The 17,066-nt window shown below is 60.9% G+C and carries 18 protein-coding genes; 12 read left to right on the top strand and 6 right to left on the bottom strand.

The window, feature by feature from the left end; all coding sequences use genetic code 11:
- Nucleotides 1-11: 11 nt before the first annotated feature.
- Nucleotides 12-1,385: a magnesium transporter gene (gene mgtE, locus EFD55_RS16805; RefSeq protein WP_125846192.1), complete on the bottom strand. Its 1,374-nt coding sequence runs from the start codon at nt 1,383-1,385 to the stop codon at nt 12-14.
- Nucleotides 1,386-1,660: 275 nt separating this feature from the next.
- Nucleotides 1,661-2,674, bottom strand: a complete 1,014-nt coding sequence (locus tag EFD55_RS16800) for a zinc-binding alcohol dehydrogenase family protein (RefSeq protein ID WP_125846191.1) — start codon at nt 2,672-2,674, stop codon at nt 1,661-1,663.
- Nucleotides 2,675-2,777: 103 nt separating this feature from the next.
- On the opposite strand from EFD55_RS16800, the gene EFD55_RS16795 reads away from it, so the two are divergent.
- Nucleotides 2,778-3,182 (top strand): winged helix-turn-helix transcriptional regulator, encoded by a 405-nt coding sequence (locus tag EFD55_RS16795; RefSeq protein ID WP_125846190.1) that lies wholly within the window; start codon nt 2,778-2,780, stop codon nt 3,180-3,182.
- Here EFD55_RS16795 and EFD55_RS16790 read toward each other — a convergent pair.
- Entirely contained in the window at nt 3,141-4,370 is a 1,230-nt protein-coding gene (locus EFD55_RS16790; protein ID WP_125846189.1) for an MFS transporter, read from the bottom strand. The genes EFD55_RS16795 and EFD55_RS16790 overlap by 42 nt on opposite strands.
- A gap of 300 nt (nt 4,371-4,670) precedes the next feature.
- On the opposite strand from EFD55_RS16790, the gene EFD55_RS16785 reads away from it, so the two are divergent.
- Nucleotides 4,671-5,615, top strand: a complete 945-nt coding sequence (locus EFD55_RS16785) for a diacylglycerol/lipid kinase family protein (protein WP_125846188.1) — start codon at nt 4,671-4,673, stop codon at nt 5,613-5,615.
- 19 nt (nt 5,616-5,634) lie between these two features.
- Here the strand turns inward: EFD55_RS16785 and EFD55_RS16780 are convergent, their stop codons facing one another.
- A complete protein-coding gene (locus tag EFD55_RS16780) occupies nt 5,635-6,987 on the bottom strand; it encodes a glutamine synthetase family protein (RefSeq protein ID WP_125846378.1) in 1,353 nt (450 codons plus the stop codon).
- Between the two features lie 83 nt (nt 6,988-7,070).
- On the opposite strand from EFD55_RS16780, the gene EFD55_RS16775 reads away from it, so the two are divergent.
- A complete protein-coding gene (locus tag EFD55_RS16775; protein WP_125846187.1) occupies nt 7,071-8,438 on the top strand; it encodes an aspartate aminotransferase family protein in 1,368 nt (455 codons plus the stop codon).
- 6 nt (nt 8,439-8,444) lie between these two features.
- Here EFD55_RS16775 and EFD55_RS16770 read toward each other — a convergent pair whose 3' ends face one another.
- Both EFD55_RS16770 and EFD55_RS16765 read right to left on the bottom strand, forming a co-directional pair.
- Nucleotides 8,445-8,651, bottom strand: a complete 207-nt coding sequence (locus EFD55_RS16770) for a hypothetical protein (protein WP_125846186.1) — start codon at nt 8,649-8,651, stop codon at nt 8,445-8,447.
- Between the two features lie 38 nt (nt 8,652-8,689).
- Entirely contained in the window at nt 8,690-9,220 is a 531-nt protein-coding gene (locus EFD55_RS16765; protein WP_125846185.1) for a prepilin peptidase, read from the bottom strand.
- Between the two features lie 259 nt (nt 9,221-9,479).
- Between EFD55_RS16765 and EFD55_RS16760 the strand changes: the two genes are divergently transcribed.
- From EFD55_RS16760 to EFD55_RS16720, 9 genes are all read left to right on the top strand, one after another.
- Nucleotides 9,480-9,677: a Flp family type IVb pilin gene (locus EFD55_RS16760; protein WP_125846184.1), complete on the top strand. Its 198-nt coding sequence runs from the start codon at nt 9,480-9,482 to the stop codon at nt 9,675-9,677.
- Nucleotides 9,678-9,776: 99 nt separating this feature from the next.
- Entirely contained in the window at nt 9,777-10,694 is a 918-nt protein-coding gene (gene cpaB, locus EFD55_RS16755) for a Flp pilus assembly protein CpaB (RefSeq protein WP_125846183.1), read from the top strand.
- 56 nt (nt 10,695-10,750) lie between these two features.
- Nucleotides 10,751-12,238: a type II and III secretion system protein family protein gene (locus tag EFD55_RS16750; protein ID WP_125846182.1), complete on the top strand. Its 1,488-nt coding sequence runs from the start codon at nt 10,751-10,753 to the stop codon at nt 12,236-12,238.
- The gene (locus EFD55_RS16745; protein ID WP_125846181.1) at nt 12,219-12,524 is read left to right on the top strand and encodes a hypothetical protein; all 306 of its coding nucleotides are present in this window, start codon (nt 12,219-12,221) and stop codon (nt 12,522-12,524) included. Before EFD55_RS16750 ends, EFD55_RS16745 begins: the two co-directional genes overlap by 20 nt.
- 94 nt (nt 12,525-12,618) lie before the next feature.
- Nucleotides 12,619-14,220 carry a TadE/TadG family type IV pilus assembly protein gene (locus EFD55_RS16740; RefSeq protein ID WP_125846180.1) on the top strand — a complete coding sequence of 534 codons (1,602 nt, stop codon included), beginning with the start codon at nt 12,619-12,621 and terminating at the stop codon, nt 14,218-14,220.
- Nucleotides 14,217-14,696, top strand: coding sequence for a TadE/TadG family type IV pilus assembly protein (locus tag EFD55_RS16735; protein ID WP_125846179.1), 480 nt, complete (start codon nt 14,217-14,219; stop codon nt 14,694-14,696). The genes EFD55_RS16740 and EFD55_RS16735 overlap by 4 nt, the downstream gene beginning before the upstream one ends.
- Entirely contained in the window at nt 14,690-15,313 is a 624-nt protein-coding gene (locus EFD55_RS16730) for a TadE/TadG family type IV pilus assembly protein (protein ID WP_125846178.1), read from the top strand. The genes EFD55_RS16735 and EFD55_RS16730 overlap by 7 nt, the downstream gene beginning before the upstream one ends.
- A gap of 29 nt (nt 15,314-15,342) precedes the next feature.
- Nucleotides 15,343-16,485: a response regulator/pilus assembly protein gene (locus EFD55_RS16725; RefSeq protein WP_125846177.1), complete on the top strand. Its 1,143-nt coding sequence runs from the start codon at nt 15,343-15,345 to the stop codon at nt 16,483-16,485.
- Nucleotides 16,482-17,054: a L,D-transpeptidase gene (locus EFD55_RS16720; protein ID WP_125846176.1), complete on the top strand. Its 573-nt coding sequence runs from the start codon at nt 16,482-16,484 to the stop codon at nt 17,052-17,054. Before EFD55_RS16725 ends, EFD55_RS16720 begins: the two co-directional genes overlap by 4 nt.
- Nucleotides 17,055-17,066: the final 12 nt, after the last annotated feature.

Below are 17,066 nucleotides of genomic sequence, written 5' to 3'. Positions count from 1 at the left end.
GTATGCATGCTCTACAGCAGCGTACCGCTGAGGATGAGCAGCGCCACCGAGAAGTAGATGACGAGCCCGGTGACGTCGACCAGCGTGGCGACGAAGGGAGCCGACGCGCTAGCCGGATCGAGCCGGAGCTTCTGCAACAAGAAGGGCAGCATCGAGCCGCAGATCGAGCCGAAGGTGACGATCCCGATCAAGGCGGCAAACACCGTGATGGCGACCATCTGCCAGTGCGGGCCGTAATCATAGAGGCCGGCCGACTGCCAGAAGACGATGCGGATGAAGCCGACGAGGCCGAGGATCGCACCGAGCACGATGCCGGTCGGCAATTCGCGCAAGAGCACCTTCCACCAGTCCGAAAGCTTCAATTCGCCCAGCGCCAGCGCCCGGATGATCAGCGAGGTCGCCTGCGAACCGGAATTGCCGCCCGAGCTCATGATCAGCGGGATGAACAGCGTCAGCACCACAGCCTTCTCAAGCTCGCCTTCAAAATGCTGCATGGCGCTTGCCGTCAGCATCTCGCCGAGGAAAAGCGCTGCGAGCCAGCCGGCGCGCTTGCGGATCATGCCGGCGAAGTTGATCTTCATGTAGGGCTGGCCGAGCGCTTCCATGCCGCCGAACTTCTGGGCTGCTTCCGTCGTGTCCGATATCATCGTGTCGATTACGTCGTCGACGGTGACGATGCCGAGCACCTGCCCATGTTCGTCGGTGACGGGCAGGGCGAGCAGGTCGTGTTTGCGGATCAGCCGGGCGACATCTTCCTGCTTCATCAGTGGATCGGCCGAAACCGGCGTGCCCTTCTGCGCCACCGAGAGGATAGACGCGTCCGGCTCGCCGGTGATGAGGCGGCGGAGCGTCACCACATGCATCAGTGCATGGCTCACCTCGTCGAGCACGTAGATGGCATAGACCGTCTCGCGCGAGCGTTCGACCTGGCGCACATGGTCGAGTGTCTGGGCGACGGTCCAGCTATCAGGCACGCTGACGAATTCCGTCGTCATGATGCCGCCGGCCGTGCGCGGCGGATAGCCCATCAGGTGCTGGATGGCGATGCGCACCGGCTCGTCGAGGCTGGAGAACAGACGAGCGCGGGTCTCGCCGTCGAGTTCGAGCAGCACGTCGGCGACGCGGTCGTTGGACATGCCATGTAGCAGCCGGGCAGCGTCCTCCGCGCCCATGAGCGCAAGGATCTGTGCGGCGTTGCGAAGCTCCGGCCGGTCGAGAATGTTGACGGCATAGTCCAGCGGCATGCCCGACAGCACGCGCCCGGCGTCCTGGACGCTCAGCGCATTCAACGCATCGACGTGTTCGGCGATCGTTGCGCCGCGGCTGTTGTTGATGAAGGCACGGGCGGCATGGCCTGCCCGAAGAGGGAAGCGATTGATATTCATTTGAGGCTCGCCTTTCCGTCGATCCGCCGTAGCGTCCGACGAGCGAGCCGACAGGAGTCGGTCAGCGCACGAGGGCCGCGTACGGCAAAGGCAATCGACTGCTACTGTCGCTTGGCATCGTTAAGATGACTCCGTTGAAATCCGCGGAAGACAAGTGCCGTCCACGTGGGATGCTAGGTGGTCCCGAACGCGGAAAAAGTCAAGCGGGCTAAATGCTTAACGCCAGAATGTCGCACCCCGCGATGCGGCATTCAACACCGGCCCAGCTGGCGACCTCAGAATCCTGCAAGCACCGCTTTGCCCTTCATCTTGCCGCTTTCGACCATGGCATGCGCCTTCTTGAGATTCGCAGCATTGATCGGCCCGACGATCTCCGAAAGCGTCGTGCGGACCTTTCCGGCGTCGACGAGTTCGGAAACCTTGTTCAGCAGCTTGTGCTGCTCGATCATGTCAGGCGTACCGTAGAGCGGACGGGTGAACATCAGTTCCCAATGAACGGAGACGGCTTTGCGCTTGAAGGGCACGATGTCGAGCGTCTTCGGGTCGTCGATCAGCGCGAAGCGGCCCTGCGGCGCAATCGCCTCGACGATGTCGCCGATATGGCTGTCGGTATTGGTGGTCGAAAATATGAATCCCGGCGCGCCGATGCCGAGTGCTGCCACCTGCGGCGCGATCGGTTTGGAATGGTCGACGACGTGATGCGCGCCGAGTTCTTTCACCCAATCCTGCGTTTCCGGCCGTGACGCGGTCGCGATCACGATGAGATCGGTCAGCGCCCTGGCGATCTGGATGGCGATCGAGCCGACGCCGCCCGCGCCGCCGATGATCAGTATGGAGCGTGCCGCTCCCGAAACCGCATCCTGCACCTTCAACCGGTCGAAGAGAGCTTCATAGGCGGTGATCGAGGTCAGCGGCAGGGCGGCCGCGGCCGCGAAATCGAGGCTTTTCGGTTTGGTGCCGACGATGCGCTCGTCGACGAGATGGAATTCGGCATTGCTGCCCGGTCGGCTGATGATGCCGGAGTAGAATACCTCGTCGCCAGGCTCAAACAGCGTGACCTCCGCTCCAATCGCCTTGACGATGCCGGCAGCGTCCCAGCCGAGCACCTTGAGCTCGTCTGCAGGTGGTGCGGAATGGGCGCGGACCTTCACATCGACGGGATTGACCGAAATGGCCCTGATCTCGACCAGCAGATCGTGACCCTTGGCCTCCGGCATCGGCAGCTCGACATCGACCAGCGAGGTCTCGGCAGAAATCGGTTGTGGCGTTTTATAGGCGACGGCGCGCATGGGGAACTCCTGTGTTCGTTGCACGGAAGCTAGATGCGCATTATGTTCTGACAACGCAAGAATGCACAAATTCTGTACGTAGTACCTAAAAGGATACTGTAAAATGTCGTTGCCGCGCGCCAAGCTCGTCAAGAACTTTCCCGGCTGTCCGGTCGAGGCGACGTTGAGTTATCTCGACGGCAAATGGAAAGGCGTGATCCTCTTCCATCTGATGGAAGGTACCCTGCGTTTCAACGAACTGCGCCGTAAATTGCCGGCCGTGACCCAGCGCATGCTGACCAAGCAACTGCGCGAACTGGAAGAGGCCGGCCTATTGTCGCGCGCGGTCTTTCCGGTGGTGCCGCCGCGCGTCGAATATGCAATGACGCCGCTTGGCATGACGCTGAAGCCGGTCATTCGAGCGCTCGCCGCCTGGGGCGACGACTATGTCTTCTGCAGCCCGGAAGGCCGCGAGCTCCGCATGGCCTCAGACGGCCTGTGTGCTCCGGTCGCGACGCTCCAGACGTAGCGAGGCTGCAAAGACGAAGAGCCCGAGGAAGGAGAGCGCTGCGCCGACATAACCGGTTGCCGCAAAGCCGTAACCCCAGGCAATGACGAGGCCGCCGAGCCAGGCGCCGATCGCATTGGCGATGTTGAAGGCGGAATGGTTGGACGCAGCGGCAAGCGTCTGCGCATCGGCGGCGACATCCATCAGCCGCGTCTGCAGCGCCGGGCCGGCCGCAAAACCACAGCCGACGAGGAAAACGCAGAGGCCGAGCATGTAAGGGTTGGCCGCCGTCAGCGAGAAGGTGGTGAGTACGACGATATTATAGACGAGCGAGCCGCCGATCGTGCCGAGCAGCGACTTGTCGGCGAGCCAGGAGCCGATGAAATTGCCGGCATTCATGCCGACGCCGAAGAGGATCAGCATGACCGGAACTGCGCTTGCCGGCAGCATCGCCACCTCGGTCGTCGTCGAGGCGATATAGCTGAACATCGCGAACATGCCGCCATAGCCGACGGCGGCAATGCCGAGGGTTAGCCATACCTGCGGCCGGCGGAAGGCGCCGAGTTCGCGCAGGAACCCCGCCTCCTCGGAAACCCTGTCCTTCGGAACGTAGAACCAGATCAGTGCGACCGTCAGCAGGCCCAGCACGCCGACGGAGAAAAACGCCACCTGCCAGTCGAGCGACTGGCCGAAGAACGTCGTCAAGGGCGTACCGACAAGCGTGGCGACGGTGAGGCCGAGCATGACACGCCCGACCGCGCGGGCGCGCCGATGCACCGGCACCATCGAGGCGGCGACGAGGGCCGCGACGCCGAAATAGGCACCATGCGGCAGGCCGCTGATGAAACGCAGGAACGTGAAGGTCTCGAAGGTCGGGGCCACGGCGCTGGATATATTGCCGGCGGCAAAAACGAGCATCAGCGTCAAAAGCAGCGTGCGGCGCGCCATCTTGGCGGCGAGCACGGCGATGACGGGCGCGCCGATGACGACGCCGAGTGCATAGGCGCTGATGACGTAGCCGGCCTGCGGTGTCGTCACCGAGAAAGTCTCGGCGACATTGGGCAGCAGCCCCATGATCGCGAATTCACCGGTACCGATGCCGAAGCCACCACAGGCGAGCGCCAGTTGAACCAGCGCTACTGTCGTCGCCGACGGCAGCAGCTCTTCGTCCCGGCTATCGATGGAATCATTGACTGTGATCTCACTCACGAGAGCTCCTCGAGGCGGTTTTCTGCTTGGCAAAGGCCCTCTGGCGCGGGCGTGGCCGCAGGGCGATCGTAAAATAGCGGGAGGTGGAGACGATCTCTCCGATATCTGATCTATCCGTGATATATCGGCAGGCGTCGAGTGCGTTTTTCGCAGTGCAGCGTCCTGCTATGTGCATATGTCCGTTGCAATATTTGCATTTCGTCCATTTCGCGGGAGAAGCGCCGGCGCTTGAAATCGCCCATAGAGCAACCATCTCAAGGGCAAGGCAGGATCATTTCCGCGCCAGAGACGGGAGCCCTCATGAAGCTTGTAGGCTTTTTCAATCGCGACGGCGGTACCTTCAAGACCACCGACATGCTGGCCTACGAGAAGAGGGCGGAGGCGGCTTTCCGCGAAGCAGGGCACGATTTCGACGCCATCGTTTTCTCAGGAAGGGAAATCATTCCCGCCATGGAGCGGGCCGCCAAACGTGATGATATCGATGGCATCGTCGCCGGCGGCGGCGACGGCACGATTTCGGCGGCGGCGTCGATCGCCTGGAAGAACGGTATTGCGCTTGGCGTCGTGCCTGCCGGCACGATGAACCTCTTTGCCCGCTCGCTGCGCGTGCCGCTCGATATCTGGCAGGCGCTTGATGTGCTCGCCTCCGGCGAGGTCGACAATGTCGATATCGCCAGCGCCAACGGACGGCCCTTCATCCATCAGTTTTCCGCCGGTCTGCACGCCCGCATGGTGCGCTACCGCAACGCCTACAGCTATCGCTCCCGACTGGGCAAGATCAGGGCGAGCACGAAGGCGGCCTTGGGCGTCGTGTTCAATCCACCGGAATTCGAGGTCGAGTTCGAGGCGGCAGGCATGCGGGAGCGCCGCTGGGTGTCGGCGATCTCGGTCTCCAACAATCCCTTCGGCGAGAACGCGCTGCTCTACGCCGATAATCTGACAAGCGGCGAACTCGGCTTCTACACGGCAAATCCGCTGAAGCCTCTTGGGGTCGCCCGTCTTGCCATCGACATGCTGCGCGGCAAGGTCCGCGAGAACGCTGACGTCATGGTGATGCACCCAGCCGAGGTGCATCTGCATTTCCCGAAACTGCGTTCCAAGGCCAATTGCGTCATGGACGGCGAGTTGCTGCCGCTCCAACGCGATGTCTCGATCCGGCTGCATCCGGGCGAATTGAAGGTCCTCGTCAAGCAGGGTCTCGCTGCCCAGGTGGATGCAAGCGAACGCCGCGAGCCCGCTGCCTAAGTTGCCCACGGCATAGGCTTTAGAGCCGCGGCAGATAGGTGCGGTAGTCGAAATCCGAGACCGTGCGCAGATGCGCCAGCGCTTCCTTGCGCTTGGTGTCGCCATAGAGCGCCTGGTAACGCGGGCCGAAGATGTCGGCGATGAAGGGCGAGGTGCGGAAGGCCTCGACAGCGCTGAGGAAATCATGCGTCAGCCGCGCCGTGTTCGCAGGCGTATACGAGGGCGTCGTCTCCTCGCCGGGGTCGAGTTCGCCGTCGAGACCGGAGAGCATGCCGCCGAGGATCGCAGCCAGCAACAGGTAGGGATTGGCGTCGGCGCCGGCGACGCGATGCTCGATGCGCGCGGCTGGTCCGTCCTTATCGGGTATGCGGATCGCTGTGCCGCGATGGCCGCTGCCCCAGGTCAGATCGACTGGTGCGAAGGAGCCTGGCTGAAAGCGCCGGTAGGAGTTGGCGAAGGGGGCGAAGATCAGCTGCGCCTCGCGCATGGTATTGAGCAGCCCTGACGTGACGGATTTGATGAGCTTCGGCTCGCCGCCCTTGGCGTCGAGAATGTTGCGGCCTTGCCTGTCGATGATGCTCGTATGCACATGCAGGCCGGAGCCCGCATGTTCGGAATAGGGTTTGGCCATGCAGGTCGATTTCAGCTCGTGGCGTCGCGCCGCCTGCTCGGCGATGCGCTTCAGATAGAGGCAGTCGTCGGCGGCTGCCAGCGCGTCGGGACGATGCAGCAGGTTGACCTCGAACTGGCCGGGACCGAACTCCGCCGTCGTCGCATCCGCCGGCAGTCCCTGTGCCTTTGCATAGGCTCTCAGCGTGCCGAGGTAGTCATCGAGTGCGTCGACGGCGTTCATGTCGTAGAGCTGGAAACCGTTCGGCTCGCCGCGATAGGTGAGGCTTTCGGGCGGGGAAGGACGCCCGGTTTCGCGCCAATCCCCTGACATGACATAGAATTCCAGCTCGGTCGCCACGACAGGCGTCAATCCGCGTGCGGCATAACGTTCCAGCACCGAAGCGAGGATGGCGCGGGGGTCCATGAAGCTCGGACTGCCGTCGAATTCGTGCATGGTGGCGAGCACCTGCATCGAGCCTTCGGGCGCCCATGGCATCGGCGCGAGGCTGCGCCGGTCGGGAATGAGCTTGCCATCGGGATCGCCGATCGTCAGCGACACGCCGGTGATGTCGTCATTGTCGTCGCCCCAGATGTCGAGCGATTGCGTCGAGGCCGGCAAGCGGACGTCGCCGCTCCAGACCTTGCCTTCGGCGCCTGATGGAAGCTGCTTGCCGCGCAGGTCGCCATTCATGCCGACAATCAGGATTTCGAAACGCGGGTCGCCGCCTTCGGCCTTGCTGTCCATCCTGTCGCTCGCCATGACCTTGAAAATCCTCCGGTACAAGGCCAAGCTCCTACCCCATCGACAGCAGCCTTTCAATCCACGAGGGTTTTTCACCAGCCATGCCCGATACTTACCCGCTTTCGAATCTCGCCGCGATCGACGCCGCGCACCACCTGCATCCCTTCGCTGATATGAAGAAGCTGAATGCCGAAGGCACGCGCGTCATTCAGCGCGGCGAGGGCGTCTACATCTTCGACAATCACGGCAGGAAATATCTCGACGGCTTTGCCGGTCTCTGGTGCGTTAATATCGGTTATGGCCGCCGGGAAATCACCGAAGCCGTCGCGCGGCAAATGAACGAACTTCCCTATTACAACACCTTCTTCGGCACGACCTCGACGCCGACCGCGTTGCTCGCCGAGAAGGTCACCTCTCATGCCGGCGCACGTTTCAACCATATCTTCTTCACCGGCTCCGGCTCGGAAGCGAACGATACATGGTTCCGCATGGCCCGAGTCTATTGGAGCGCCGTCGGCAAGCCGTCGAAGAAGATCGTGATCGCGCGGAAGAACGGCTATCATGGCTCGACCGTCGCCGGTGCCAGCCTCGGCGGCATGAAATACATGCACGAGCAGGGCGACCTGCCGATACCAGGCATCGTCCATATCGGTCAGCCTTACTGGTACGGCGAGGGCGGCGATCTCTCGCCCGATGAATTCGGTCTGAAGGTTGCACGCGAGCTCGAAGCCAAGATCGACGAACTGGGCGAGGAAAATGTCGCCGCCTTCGTCGCCGAGCCGGTGCAGGGGGCCGCCGGCGTCATCATCCCTCCCGAAACCTACTGGCCGGAGATCGACCGGATCTGCAAGGCGCGCAATATCCTGCTCGTGACCGACGAAGTGATCTGCGGTTTCGGTCGCCTGGGTTCCTGGTTCGGCCATCAGCATTTCGGCGTCGAGCCGGATCTCGCGCCGATCGCCAAGGGACTTTCCTCGGGCTATTTGCCGATCGGCGGCGTGCTCGTCAGCGACCGCATCGCAGATGTGCTGATCAACGAGGTCGGCGATTTCAATCATGGTTTCACCTATTCCGGCCATCCGGTCTGCGCCGCCGCGGCGCTCGAAAACCTGCGCATCATCGAGGAGGAACGGCTGGTCGAACGCGTGCGCGACGATATCGGCCCGTATTTCGGCAGGGCCTGGGCCGCACTGGCGGAGCATGATCTCGTCGGCGCGGCTGACAGCATCGGCCTGATGGGCGGCTTGCAGCTTGCCGCCGAGAAGAGCACGCGCACCCGTTATGAAAAGCTCGATCAGATTGGTTCGCTGGTGCGCAACCACGCGCTGGCAAACGGCCTTGTCCTGCGCGCCACCAGTGACCGCATGCTGGCCTCGCCGCCGCTTGTCATCAGCCATGCGGAGGTGGATGAGATGGCAAGAATCACCAAGCTGGCGCTGGATGCAGCTTGGAAGGAACTGAAATCCTGATTTCGTTCAACCCGGCTGGCTGATCCAGGCGTAGCCAAAACGGTAGCTGTCGCCGCCGCGCCCACAGAAATAGGGCACGTCGATCACGAATGCCTCAGGCGCGGATGCGCCGAGATTGGCCTGCCATTGAGCCATGGCTGGCTGCAGCGCTTCGCTTTCGCCAGCCGGATCGAAGATCCGCGGCCGCAGGCGCGCAACGTCCTGCTTTGGCAATGGGGCGCTTGCGAGGAAGCAGCTATGTCGATGCAAGGTCACCCTAGCTGCTGTCGGATAATGGGCAAAGCCAAGGTGAGGAGCGCGGCGAAAACCATGACGACTCCATAAGGTACTTTCCGGCTCACCCGGATTTCCTCGACGCGTATGAAAAAGGCGAGATGTGCGACGGGCAGCGGCACCGGCAGCCGCAGGAGCAGGAGCGTCACGACGCCGAGGACGAGGAGTAAAAACGAAAACGGCAGCATTCCGTGCCATCCGATAAAAAGGCCGATCGGCAGGAAAAGCTTGGCGTCTCCTGCGCCAAACAGCCGGAACGCCCAGAGCATCACCCCAAGCATGAACATCAGCAGACCGGCCCCGACGTCGCCGCCAATTCCGCTCGAAGCAAACAGCGCAGCGCCGACATCCTCGGAGCCAAGTATCACGGCTGCCGTGCGCAATGCATAAAGCGCAACGAGAGCGAGCACAACCGTGTTGGGGATCTTCCATGAGCGGAAATCGGTCCACGCGGCGTATAGAAAAAGAAATACTGAAATAGAATTAATAACATCGATCATCTTTAGCATAGAATTCAACCTTTTGGGCTATTATGGCCTGTTTTCCAAGTTTTGTTCCAATAAATCCCGACCGGCGAGTCGGTTTTTACGAATGGTACCGCGGACTTTGGTCTTAACCATAAAGTATAGATGTCGAACCGGCACGTATAAAACGATTGACTAAATTAGAGTTAAGAGACTATTAATGGTCCCAGTCGAAGAGGCGGTCTCGACGACAAGGCGGCCGGGGGGAATTACGGCGCACAACTTATCTGGGAGGAAATTCTCGATGAAAGCCTTTGTAAATAGCGTACGCGCTTTCGCGCGAGAAGAAGATGGCGTCGCACTTACCGAATACCTCATTCTGCTTGCCTTGCTGGTTGGTGGTGTGATCACGGCGGTGACATTGGCCGGCACCAATCTTGCCACCGTTTGGAACGGCTGGGCAGGTTGGTTTACCGCCCACCTCAGCGCCCCGGCAGCCTGATATTGGCGTTCGAAGAAGCGAGGGGTTTTTATTAACCCCTCTCTTCTAAATTAGCATCAATGAATGGATGCGCTCCGTCCAGTGTAGCGAGTAACCGCGATGCGTTCTTCAACGATTTTAAGTCTCGTTATTGCATTTGTACTCGCAGCAGCAGCAGTTTTCGGCATGCGCGAGTATCTCTCCGATCAAAAGGCCCGGCTGCTGGCGATGAACGGCATGAAGGCCGAGGAACGGACACTCATTGTCGCGGCCACTCCAATGCGTTTCGGCGACCGGATTCGATCCGAAAACCTCAGAGCCATTGCATGGCCCTCCAATGAAACACCCGCAGGCTCGTTCGTCAGCATTGAGGCGGTCGTTGGCAGCGATGCCCAGCCCCGCTATGCCATGGCGGCGATCGACCCGGGCGAGCCGGTGCTATCCTCGAAAATCACTGGTACCGGCGAACGCGCCACGCTGTCGGCAGCCCTCGATCAGGGCATGAAGGCGGTTTCCATCCGCGTCAACGACGTGCTCGGCGTTGCCGGCTTCGTAAGGCCTTCCGATCGCGTCGACGTGCTTCTGACGCGGGTCGAGCGCGGGCCGGCAGGCAACGATCAGACCTTCGTTGACGTGTTGCTGCAAGGCGTCAAGGTGCTGGCGGTGGACCAGACGGCAGATGAGCGCAAGGACGAGCCATCCGTCGTCAAAACCGTGACCTTTGAGGTCACGACCGATGAGGCGCAGCGCCTTACCCTCGGCTCCAGTATCGGCACGCTTTCGCTGGCGCTTCGCAATATTGCCTCTTCCTCAGTCGAGCAGACCCGCCCGATCACCGTCGCCGACCTTGGTGGCGGGGCGATGGCGGCGGAGCTCGGCAACGATCTGGAAAAGAATAAGTTGCCAGAACCTGAAAAACAAGTGCAGATTGTGGAACAAAAAGTCGAGCCGGTGTTGCCGGTCGAGCCGAAATGGGTGACGGTAGGGGTCTGGAACACGACGAAGCGCGAGGAGCACCGAGTCGGCCTGGTCCAATGATGTTTATGCGGCCTGCCGCAGGTGCGGTCAGCCGAATGAGGGGGGCTAACGCAGGCATGGCGAATGGCAAGAGAAGAATCGCAGGGACGAAAAGCCTTGCGGCACTGGCGGCAGTGTTTTCGGCCTGTGTGTGTTTAGGGCCTGGATTTGCCGGCTGCGCCAACGCACAGGAAAAGTCGGTCACCTTAGGCAAATCGGTCCAGCATGTGACATTGCCTCCGAACGCGACGCTGACACTCAATACCGGCCAGCCCTTCGGCGATCTCGTCATCGGCAACGCCGAAATGATCGACGTGGTGCCGCTTTCCGACAAGTCGCTGTTCATTCGTGGCAAGAAGATCGGCGCCACCAATATCTCGGTCTATGGCGACGACAAGGCGCTTCTCGGTGTCATCGACATCCGCGTTGCCAGCGATTTCACCGAAGTCGCCGCCGCCATTCGCTCTGCCGCGCCCTCGGCCCGGGTTACCGTGGTCAACTCCAACGATCGCATTCGCCTGACAGGCATGGTCCGTGACGGCGTCGAATTGCAGCGGGTGATGGAAGTCGCCCAGTCCTACTCCGACCAACCGGTGCTGAACCAGTTGCGCGTCAGCGACAGCCAGCAGGTGATGCTGGAGGTCCGTGTCATTGAAGCCTCACGCCAGACGGGTCGTGACCTCGGGATCGGCTGGTCCGGGCGCGGCAACAACGGCATCGGCAAGGCAACGACCAGCCAGGGTATCGGCGTGGACGATAACGGCAGCCTGGTACGTACCCTCGTTGACCCCAAGGGTGCGGCAACAGGTATGCTACCCTTCGGCCAGTTGATCGCCAAGGTTCTGGAAATTTCGGGCGGCCGCATCGACGTGGTCATCAACGCGCTCGAGCAGAAGGGATTGGTGCGTCGTCTGGCTCAGCCCAACCTCATCGCAATGAGCGGCTCGACCGCCAGCTTCCATGCCGGCGGTGAAGTGCCGATCCTGAAGACGACGAACAACGGCACGACAGTCGCCACCGAGACGGACTATCGCCCCTTTGGTGTGCGGCTGACCTTCAAGCCGGTGGTGCTTGACGACGGCGTCATCAATTTGGAGATCGAGCCTGAGGTTTCCGAGATTGATCCGTCGATCAACGTCAACGGCAATCCGGGTTTCATCTCGCGCGCTGCCAGCACCACGGTAGCGCTTCGCGACGGCCAGAGCTTTGCCATGGCGGGCCTGCTGCAGTCGATCAATGCCAAAGACATCCAGCAACTGCCTGGCCTCGGGCAGATACCGGTCCTCGGCGCACTGTTCCGTTCGACGAGTTTCCAGAAGAAGGAATCCGACCTCGTTATCGTCGTCACTCCGCACATTGTGCGGCCGGCCCGCCCGGGTGAAGACCTCTACAGTCCGCTCGATCAGACGCGTTCGTCCAACGACGCCGAGCTTTTCGCGCTCGGTGTCCTGGAGGTCGACAAGGATATGCTCCGACGCTTTCGCAATGGCGTAGGTGTGACTGGGCCTTATGGCCATCGTCTCGACCTGAACCAGGGAGGCCAAGTTGCTCTTACAAAACGCTAAGCGCGTCCTTCTCGTCCTTGCAGCCGCCGGCCTGGCTTCGGGCTGCGCCGATTACATGAACCATCGCGACACCATCACCTTCGGGGCCGGCAACGCGATGGAAGCCAACAAGGCGATCCATACCGAGGACCCGTTCCCGCCGGAAGCTCAGCGAACCCGTATCGCAAGCGACGGCAAGGTGATCCGCAGGGTGGTCACTCAGTACCAGAACGGCGGGGCGGGCGTTATTCAGCCGCCGGCCATGGAGGCCAATGGTGCGTCCAGTGGGGCCACTGTTAGCCAGTAGCTGTTCGAAAGGCATGAACGGCGGCCGCGCGCCGGAAGGGAAAATGCACGAAACAGGGTCGTCACGGCGATAGCGCCGTGATGGGGGTATGCCAATGCTGAGCAGGGTTGTCAGACGGTTCTGGAACGATCATCGTGGCTATGTCATCGCCTTGACGCTCATCGCCATGCCAATGCTTCTCGGCTTTTCGCTTCTGATCATCGATGTCGGCCGCAGCAGCAACCTCCATACTGATCTCCAGAACGCGGTCGATGCGATGGCGCTGGCCGGAGCCCGCGAACTCGATGGCCGCGATGATGCCATTTCGAGGGCACAAACGGCGGTCGAGAAAATCGCCAATAGTGCGGCTTTTTCAGGCGGCGGGACCGGCATGTCGCTTGGCTCTTATATTACCGTGGCCTACCATGCCGGAAACGATGCCGGGAGCACGGTCACCGTGCTTTTTCTGAAGAGCATCCCGGCCGACGACGATACGCCCATCCCGTCTTCGATGGAAACGACAACGGCCAGCGAAGCTTCCTACGCCTGGGTCATCGCCAAGCCGCAGGCGATGACGACGATCTTTCCGATCCCGGTTGGCTTCACCCGCAATACGATCAACATCTCTGCCGACGCCGTGGCGGTATACCACGCCAGCGCCTGCGACGTGACGCCGATCTTTATCTGCAATCCGTTCGAGCCGGCGGGGAACACGAGTGAAAGCGCCAGCGAAACTGCAGCTGCGGCCTTGCACACCAATTTTGCGGCCGGCAATCTCTACGGGCGACAGATCGAGCTTCACAGCACTTCGGCGTCCAATCCCGGTCCCGGCAATTTCGGGTTCCTGCGGACCCCCCTGGGCAATGGTGCGTCCGTCCTGGCGGAGGCTCTTGCCACCGGCAATCCTGGTACCTGCTACACACAGGACAGCCTCGATACGGAGACCGGCGCAATGGCGGGGCCAGTCGAGGACGGCGTGAATACGCGCTTCGGCTATTACTCCTCATCCTTTAACAAGGCGAACGGAGATTATCGTTACCGACCCGCCCAAAACGTACGCTCCGCTCAGACAATCACCGGTAAGGGAAAGAAGGCCTGCGATACCTACAATCCGGTCACGGTCGGAGCCGTTGTCGGCGATGCCACCAAGGCTTTGCCGCTAGGCTACGGAGCGGCCATGACCTCGCTTTCCGGCGGCCAGATCAGCAGCAGCAACAATTGGCAGTACACGACATATTGGAACGTCGCGCAGGGAACGGCCGTGCCCTCGGTGAGCACGGTCCTGAGCAACTACTCCAGTTATCCAGCGCCGACTGGAACACCAGGCCAACCCTCCGCTTACGATGTTTATCGTTACGAGCTTGCAAACCCGTCTCTCATCAGCCATGCCTCGGCGAATGGTGAGACCGGAACACCGGCAACTGGCGGCCAGTGCTATAGCGGCCCGGACCTTTCGAACTATACGGCGGCCGAATATGGTGATCGCCGCGAGATCTTCTCAGCCATTGTCAATTGTGGCTATGAAGCCTCAGTCGGCCATCTAAACGGTCATAAGGCCACTCGCGCCGTGGCCTTCGCGCGCATGTTCCTGACCAAGCCGGCGATAAAGGATGCCGGCGAACGATACCTTTCCCTGGAGATGATCGACATCACCGGCAAGGGTGGTCGCGGTACGCTGGACGAATTCCTGCGGGAAGAAGCGGAGCTGGTCAGATGATGGCGCTCCGCAACTTTATCAGGCATCGGCTTTGCCTCGGCTTCTGGCGGCGGGAGGAAGGCGCGGTGCTTGCCGAAGCGTTGCTCGCCATTCCCTTTGTGACGTTCTTTGCGGCGGGGATACTGGAGTTTGGCAGCATCTTCTGGCAGCGTATGCAGATCGACGCAGGCTTGCGCGATGCGGGGCGTTACCTTTCGCGATGCCGACCGGCGTCGGGAACCTATGTGCCGACATGTAATCAGGCGACTGCGAAGACGATCGCCTTTTACGGAACCCAAACACCTGCGGCAGACGCTCAACCCCGTGTACCCGGCTGGACGAACGCTGCCGATATCACCATCACTGCACCCGATGCAGACGGGAACATCACCATTTCCACTGCTCATCTTTACCAGGCTTCGCCGGTGTTCGGCTTTCTGGGAATCGATGCGATCACGATCAGTTCCTCCCACGAAGAGAGATACATCGGATGGTGACCTTTCGGGCGATCAGGACATTCTGGCAGGATAGCAGTGGTGCCAGCCTTATCGAAGCATTGCTTACCTTTCCGATCGTCATGCTGGTATTCGCCGCCTTCATCGAGTTCGGCTATGCAATGTCTCAGTGGAATCAGACGGTCAAGGCACTGCAATATGGTGCCCGTTTGGCCGCTGTATCCGATCCGGTGACAACGAATTTCAATGCCGTTTTCCCGGTCGGAGCTGCCGATCCACTCAACAACGGCAAAGCGGCGCCGAACGATGCAACAATATCCTCGACCTGCGGACCGGCTCTTGCCAACTGCACGGCGGCATTGAACCGGATCGTCCTGGGGAGCGACGGCGCTTGCAGCGCGGGAACTGATCCTCACCCCGGCATTTGCGACCTCAATTGGCGCATCACGCCGGATAAGCTGATGGTCACCTATCAGCGATCGGGGCTCGGCTATTGGGGCCGGCCGGACGGGCCTGTGCTGACGATGCGGCTGGAGGTGCGCAATATCACCTTCGATCTGCCGATCCTCGGCGGGCTGCTGGGACTTAACGACGTCACCATCCCGGCTCATCCGGTGACGATCACGACGGAAGATCTAAAGACGTGCTCAACCTGCTGACTCCTTAAATTACGCGTAGGAAAGCGAAAATGACAGCTCACATGAACATTGCCGCATCTACCAAGATCCTGGTTCTCTCCGACGATGCGGCTGCAGCGAGCTTCATGCTCGATACGTTCGGGTCGCTTTCGCGTTACGATGTCCGCCATCTGGCGCTGAAGGCGCTGGGGGAAAAGGGCCGTTTCGATCCGACGAAGTTCGACCTGATCGTTCTCGACGTCGACAACGGGAATTTGCTGCACCAGCCGGAGCTTTTCGCATTTCGCACCAGCTATCGGGACATTCCGCTCGTCGTCGTTTCCGAAGACCTGCCGGATGACATGCTGCGGCTGCTCTTCCGCCTGAACGGCAATGACTGGCTGAAGAAGCCGCTCGAGCGCCGCGCACTGATCGACATGATTTCGACCCATGCGCCAGGCACTGGAGCCAGCGACAGCCGGGTGCATGCCGTGGTCTCAGCCGTCGGTGGCGCAGGCGCCAGCATGATCGCTTCGTCGCTTGCACATGTGCTGGCCCAGCCGACCAAGAATTCCACGCCTCGGATTGACCTGTTCGACATGGATTTTTGCTCCGGGACGCTTGGCTACTATCTCAACCTCGTCAACGACTACGACTTGAAACCAGTCATCGCCAATCCTTCCCGGGTCGATCTGGAATTCATCGATCTGGTGCGAAAGCGTCATTCGGGGGGCTTTTCACTGCTGTCCTTCAAGCAGCCATCAGTCCTTTTGGCACCGAAGGGCAGGGAACTCGTGCTGCGTATGCTCGACGTGGCCGCCTTCGAGAGCGACCATACGATCATCGACATTCCCTATTATGACACGCCGTGGAAATACGAGGTGCTCACTTCGGTCAACAGCGTCTGCATCGTCACCGAAATGACGGTCCCTGCACTTTCTCAAGCCAAGGATTTGTTTGCCAATCTGGTACGGCTGCGTGGCAGTTCGGATCAGATATTCATCGTCATCAACAAATACCGCTCCAAGCTTTTCGGCCTCGGCCTGCGCCGACAACAAACGGAAAAGATATTCAAGGAGATCCCGACGCATGTCATTGCGGATGACTGGGATACTTTGAGCGAGGCGGTCAACCGCGGCGTGCTGCCATTTCAAGTGAATTCCCGGGCGCGCTTCTGCGGCGCGGTCGGTAAGCTTGGAGCACTGGTGCGATGAGGTCGATCGACAATGGGCGCATAAGGTCCTGCGCCGCCGATGTCGGCCTTGCGGTTTTGGCAATTCTGGCCGCTGTCGGAGATGCCGCGGCAGGCGGGCTTGTGCCGCGAAGCCTTGGGCCGACGACAAGCGCCGTGGTGACGATCGAAAAAAGGTACGCGGCTGGGACTATCGTCATCGTCAGCGGCAATCGTACGCTGGATCTCGTCATCTCCGAAGGACGCGCGATCCGTTACAAAATCGGCGTCGGACGAGACGGATTTCGCTGGAGCGGTACGGTCAAGGTTGGACGCAAGGCAGAGTGGCCTGACTGGCGCCCGCCTGCCGAGATGAAGGCGCGCGCGGCTGGACTTCCGGACCTGGTACCTGCCGGGCCGCTCAATCCATTGGGTGCTCGCGGGATCTATCTCTACAAGGGCGGGACCGACACGCTCTACCGCATTCATGGAACGAACGAGCAGTCGACGGTCGGCGGTTTCGCGTCATCGGGCTGTTTTCGCATGAGCAATGCCGACGTCATCGATCTCTATCAGAGGGTGAAAGTCGGTTCCACGGTCATTGTAAAATAAGAGTTCGGGGGC

The organism is Rhizobium pisi (assembly GCF_003938655.1).
In the GTDB taxonomy this organism is placed as follows: domain Bacteria; phylum Pseudomonadota; class Alphaproteobacteria; order Rhizobiales; family Rhizobiaceae; genus Rhizobium; species Rhizobium pisi.
This window is presented reverse-complemented; position numbering and strand designations above follow the sequence as displayed.

Bases quoted from the DNA above. Each gene is read 5' to 3' on its own strand.
- EFD55_RS16750 (WP_125846182.1), top strand. From the start codon at position 10,751: ATGGCGAATGGCAAGAGAAGAATCGCAGGGACGAAAAGCCTTGCGGCA.
- EFD55_RS16760 (WP_125846184.1), top strand. From the start codon at position 9,480: ATGAAAGCCTTTGTAAATAGCGTACGCGCTTTCGCGCGAGAAGAAGAT.
- cpaB (WP_125846183.1), top strand. From the start codon at position 9,777: ATGCGTTCTTCAACGATTTTAAGTCTCGTTATTGCATTTGTACTCGCA.
- EFD55_RS16775 (WP_125846187.1), top strand. From the start codon at position 7,071: ATGCCCGATACTTACCCGCTTTCGAATCTCGCCGCGATCGACGCCGCG.
- EFD55_RS16795 (WP_125846190.1), top strand. From the start codon at position 2,778: ATGTCGTTGCCGCGCGCCAAGCTCGTCAAGAACTTTCCCGGCTGTCCG.
- EFD55_RS16725 (WP_125846177.1), top strand. From the start codon at position 15,343: ATGACAGCTCACATGAACATTGCCGCATCTACCAAGATCCTGGTTCTC.
- EFD55_RS16720 (WP_125846176.1), top strand. From the start codon at position 16,482: ATGAGGTCGATCGACAATGGGCGCATAAGGTCCTGCGCCGCCGATGTC.
- EFD55_RS16785 (WP_125846188.1), top strand. From the start codon at position 4,671: ATGAAGCTTGTAGGCTTTTTCAATCGCGACGGCGGTACCTTCAAGACC.
- EFD55_RS16730 (WP_125846178.1), top strand. From the start codon at position 14,690: ATGGTGACCTTTCGGGCGATCAGGACATTCTGGCAGGATAGCAGTGGT.
- EFD55_RS16735 (WP_125846179.1), top strand. From the start codon at position 14,217: ATGATGGCGCTCCGCAACTTTATCAGGCATCGGCTTTGCCTCGGCTTC.
- EFD55_RS16780 (WP_125846378.1), bottom strand. From the start codon at position 6,987: ATGGCGAGCGACAGGATGGACAGCAAGGCCGAAGGCGGCGACCCGCGT.
- mgtE (WP_125846192.1), bottom strand. From the start codon at position 1,385: ATGAATATCAATCGCTTCCCTCTTCGGGCAGGCCATGCCGCCCGTGCC.
- EFD55_RS16740 (WP_125846180.1), top strand. From the start codon at position 12,619: ATGCTGAGCAGGGTTGTCAGACGGTTCTGGAACGATCATCGTGGCTAT.
- EFD55_RS16765 (WP_125846185.1), bottom strand. From the start codon at position 9,220: ATGCTAAAGATGATCGATGTTATTAATTCTATTTCAGTATTTCTTTTT.
- EFD55_RS16800 (WP_125846191.1), bottom strand. From the start codon at position 2,674: ATGCGCGCCGTCGCCTATAAAACGCCACAACCGATTTCTGCCGAGACC.